Annotated in this window: 4 protein-coding genes; all 4 read left to right on the top strand. The window is 62.2% G+C overall.

The genetic code is table 11. The features are described 5' to 3' along the window. The first annotated feature begins 134 nt into the window (after positions 1–134). Positions 135–1,022 (top strand): TrbG/VirB9 family P-type conjugative transfer protein, encoded by an 888-nt coding sequence (locus tag P7F28_RS05745; protein WP_277183527.1) that lies wholly within the window; start codon positions 135–137, stop codon positions 1,020–1,022. Between the two features lie 2 nt (positions 1,023–1,024). Next, positions 1,025–2,281 (top strand): TrbI/VirB10 family protein, encoded by a 1,257-nt coding sequence (locus P7F28_RS05750; RefSeq protein WP_277183528.1) that lies wholly within the window; start codon positions 1,025–1,027, stop codon positions 2,279–2,281. Then, positions 2,274–3,089, top strand: a complete 816-nt coding sequence (locus P7F28_RS05755; protein WP_370467241.1) for a transglycosylase SLT domain-containing protein — start codon at positions 2,274–2,276, stop codon at positions 3,087–3,089. Before P7F28_RS05750 ends, P7F28_RS05755 begins: the two co-directional genes overlap by 8 nt. A 38-nt stretch (positions 3,090–3,127) precedes the next feature. Beyond that, on the top strand, positions 3,128–4,077 hold a 950-nt coding region (locus tag P7F28_RS05760; protein WP_277183529.1), incomplete at its 3' end, for a hypothetical protein.

A 4,077-nucleotide genomic window follows, 5' to 3' on the forward strand; every position in this document is an offset into this window, starting at 1 on the left:
CGGAAAACCCGAGGTGAAGCAGTTCGCACTGACGCTGCGTTATCAGATCGTGGCGCCGAGTGCCGACCAGGCGCTGACGGCGAATCCCTTCGGCATCTATATTCCATTCTTCCGCCTCGAGCGGACCGCATAGCATGACCGACACCCCATTCATCAAACGGCCGGTCGTCGGCATGTTCGTTGTTGCAGCGGCGATGGCGTTTGCTGTGCCGATGGCCCAAGCCAAGCGGGCGGCCCCTGAGACGGGCGCGATGAACGCGGCCATGATCGCGGGCGACCCGATGAGTCCCGTCAATCCGTTCAACGGCGGAACGGACCCGATGACCATGCCGGGTGACGCGAGGATCGGCGTGTTTCCGTACAGCCGCGATCAGATTTATCGCGTGCTCACCGCGCCGCTCAAGATCACGACGATCGAGCTCGAGAAGGGCGAGATGCTGGTGGCGGATCCCGCGATGGGCGACAGCATCCAGTGGGAGATCGATGACGACAAGATGAACCACGTGTTCATCAAGCCGCACAAGGCAGACCTCGTCAATACGCTGCACTTGACCACCAATCGACGTGAATACGATTTCACGCTCATCGCCTCGCCGGCAGGCGGCATGTTCTATCAGGCCGTGCGCTTTCAGTACCCACGTGCGCCGATGATGCGAACGAACGCACGCGACGAAGGGAATGGCAGCGCGAACGGCTCGGGCAGCCGCGGCGGAGCCGACTCCGGCACGATCAGCGTGGCGCCCGACAAGCTCAATTGGGATTACAGCGTGGACGGTCGCACGGAATTCACGCCCGAAACGGTTTTCGACGATGGTCAGTCGGTTTGGATGCGCATGCCCGCGAAGGCTCAGGAGTGGCCCGTGCCATTCATTCTCGATCATGGCGATCGGGTGGTCGCGAATTTCATCCGCCGTGGCGACTTTCTCGTTCTGCAACGCCTGGCCGACGAGATTGTGCTGCGTTCCGGTAAAGATGAAGTGACCGTTACGCGTGGTCGCCGGCGGCTGTTCGGAGTGTTCTGACCATGGCGAAGAAACCGGATCAGAGCACGCCGAGCGCCGAACAAGCGACGCTCGTCAAAGGCAAGACGCCGCGCAACGCGATCATGAGCATTGGCATTCTGGCCGCTGTCGTGATTGGCGGCCTGGGCTTCTACTACGAGCTGCAGGCGACGAACAAAGCCGAGGAGGAAGCACGTCTCAGAAAGGCGAGCGCACTCAAGTCCAGCACGGAAGTGCCGGCCGCTAACAACAACGACATCGACCAGATGATCCGTCAGCAGCGCGAAGCGGCGGCGGCCGACGCGGCCGCGCGCGCGGCGTCCGATGCTGCGGCTGCTACTGCGGCACAAAAGCCAGCGGTCAAGCCGATGCTCACCGGCGCGGACTTTCAGGACGAGGTAGGCAAGGGTGGCGACTCGCGTGAACTGTCGCGTCAGGCCGCTCAGGACGCGATCTACACGTCGTCGGTGTTCAAGCGCTCCGGCGCCTCGCGCCAGACCTCGCAAGGCACGGGCACGCTGCCGCCGGGTGTTCCCACACCGGAAGACGTTCGTGCCAGGCGTGCGGCGGTTGACAACAGCGGTGCCGATGCGTTGGCGCTCGCGCTCGCCAAACAGGGACAAGCGCCCGAAGATCGCGATCGCGCTTTCCTCAACGAGGCGGCCGCACGTGGTGGCATCGAGCGCACGACATTCAATGGCCGTTCGACCGGTTGCACGCTGACGCCGCCTCACGTGATTCACGTGAAGACGATCGAGGGGCTGAATTCCGATAAGCCCGGTCGCGTTGCGCTCATGGTCGATGAGGACGTGTGGGATAGCCTGCGCGGCGACTGCCTGATGATCCCGAAAGGCTCGTTCATCAACGGGATGTACAGCGCCGATGTCAAGGTGGGTCAGGAGCGATTGCTGGTGGCCTCCACCAGCCTGCGTCTGCCCAATGGCAAGAACGTGCCGATGAACGGCATGCAAGGCGCGGATCAGAACGGTTACGCCGGCTTCTCGGGCGACGTCAACAATCACTTCCTCAAGATCTTCGGAGCGGGCTTCATCACGGCGATTCTGCTGAAGGCGTTCGACAACGGCGCACAGACGGCGACGACTGCGAGTCCCACCGGCGTGACGACCTATGGCAGCACGGCAGGGCAGGTGGCGGCGACCACTGCGCAAACGGTCCTGCAACGCAACCAGAACATCCCGCCGACCATCACGGTCGATCCGGGCCAGAAGTTTCTGGTTCAGGTCACGCAGGATATCGTCATGGAGCCTTACCATGAATAAGGTGCTCATCGCTACGGCTATCACTGCCAGCATCGCGATGTGCGCGCCTGGCGTTCACGCCGCCACGATCGGTTCGATCATCAGCCCCACGCGGATTGTGATCGACGACGGTGCGAAGCGCGCGATCGTCGAGCTGCCCGGCGAACCTGTGTATGACTGCGGGCTGAAGCCGTTCCTCTCATGGGCGAGTCGGCTCGAAGGCCAGGCTGTCCAAACCGCCGCTGATGGATCCGTTGCGATCGCGATGGACGGATCGACGATCAGCCTTTCCTCGTTGTTCGTACGCGCGGGGTGGCTCCGCCCCGCTGTGTTGAGCGATGACGCGCAAGCCAGCATGACCGAGCACCGTGGCGGCTGGGCATGCGCGTCCGCACAAGCGCCGTTCGATGCGATGCACACGTCGGTCGATCCGAAGATCCTGGCCGGGATCGCCTTGAACGAATCGGCCTACGACGGTCGCGCATGGCCGTGGACGCTCAACGTTGCGGGCCGAGGCTTTTTCTTCCGTACGCGGGAAGATGCCTACAAAGCGATTCGCCATCTCCTCAGCGACGGCCGCTGCGACTTCGATGTGGGCTTGATGCAGGTCAATTACTGCTGGCACGGAAAACGATTCAAGTCTGCTTGGGACGCACTTGCCCCGGCCACGAATATCCGCGTGGCCGAAGACATTCTCAACGAGAACTACCGCCAGACCCACTCCGCTGTGAAGGCGGTCGCGTACTACCACAGCGCCAATCCCGCACCCGGGCGCGAATACCTCGCGCGCTTCGTCAAGCACCTTTCTCAAATCGAACGCGGGCTATGAAGCAAACGCTCTCTTTTCTCACTTTGGCCTTTGCTGCGATGACGCTCGATGCGTCCGCCGCTGGAACCGACCCGCTCGATTTCGATTACGAGATCGCGGGTAACGTGCTCGAACGTCCCGCGCTGGTTTTCAACGATGGCAGCGATACATATTTTCAGCCACGCGCGGGACAGTCGATCAAGGTCGATGGCGGCCACAGTCAGGGCCCTTACATCGTCATCGCCGGAACGCCGGAAGTGATTCACTACACGTCTGGCGGCTTGAGCGCGACCGCTTACTGGAAGAAGGCGAACCGCTTTATCGGCGAGAAGGCCCGCAGCGAGACACCGTCCGGTTTTGCAGGGTTCTCAGGGCGCCTCGCCATCATCGGCGAGCGCAGCAGTCTCGAGAGCACGCGCGCGCTCAACGCGATGCTGCCGCTTTCGCAACTGGTGAAGGCGCTGGTGCCGCAAGGATGGACAGGTTCAGCGCAGAAAGATATCGATCTCACGTCCTCAATGGGCTTTGCGACGCGCGATGGTGAAAACTGGATGCAGTCGCTCGACCGGCTCGTTGCCGCCTCGGACCTCTATGCGGATGTCGACTTCAACACCCGCCACGTGAGCCTGCGTCGCAGCGCGCCGCAGTCGGTAGCGGTGGACTATGTGGCGTCGGCGGCACCGGCAGTCTCACCGTCTCAGTCGATCACGTCCTCCCCGCAGGCCGATGACGCCATCGCGGCAATCGCGAAGTCGGCTGATGCAAAGCTGGTTGAGACAAAGGCGGTTGACACCAAAGCGGAAAGTGGTTCGGTTCTCGCCGAGAAGTTCGGCGCGCTTGCGATCCGGGATGGTGACGATAGCCATATTCAGATCAAGTTTTCGGCCAAGCCCTCAAGCGAACTGAAGATCGTCGACGCGAACGGCAAATCCTTGCGGCCGATATGGGATGACGCGACGGGCGTCGTTACCTTCAATCGAGCAGAGCGCTTCACCCTCTCCAACGCGAC

The organism is Caballeronia sp. BR00000012568055 (assembly GCF_029439455.1).
Classification (GTDB): domain Bacteria; phylum Pseudomonadota; class Gammaproteobacteria; order Burkholderiales; family Burkholderiaceae; genus Caballeronia.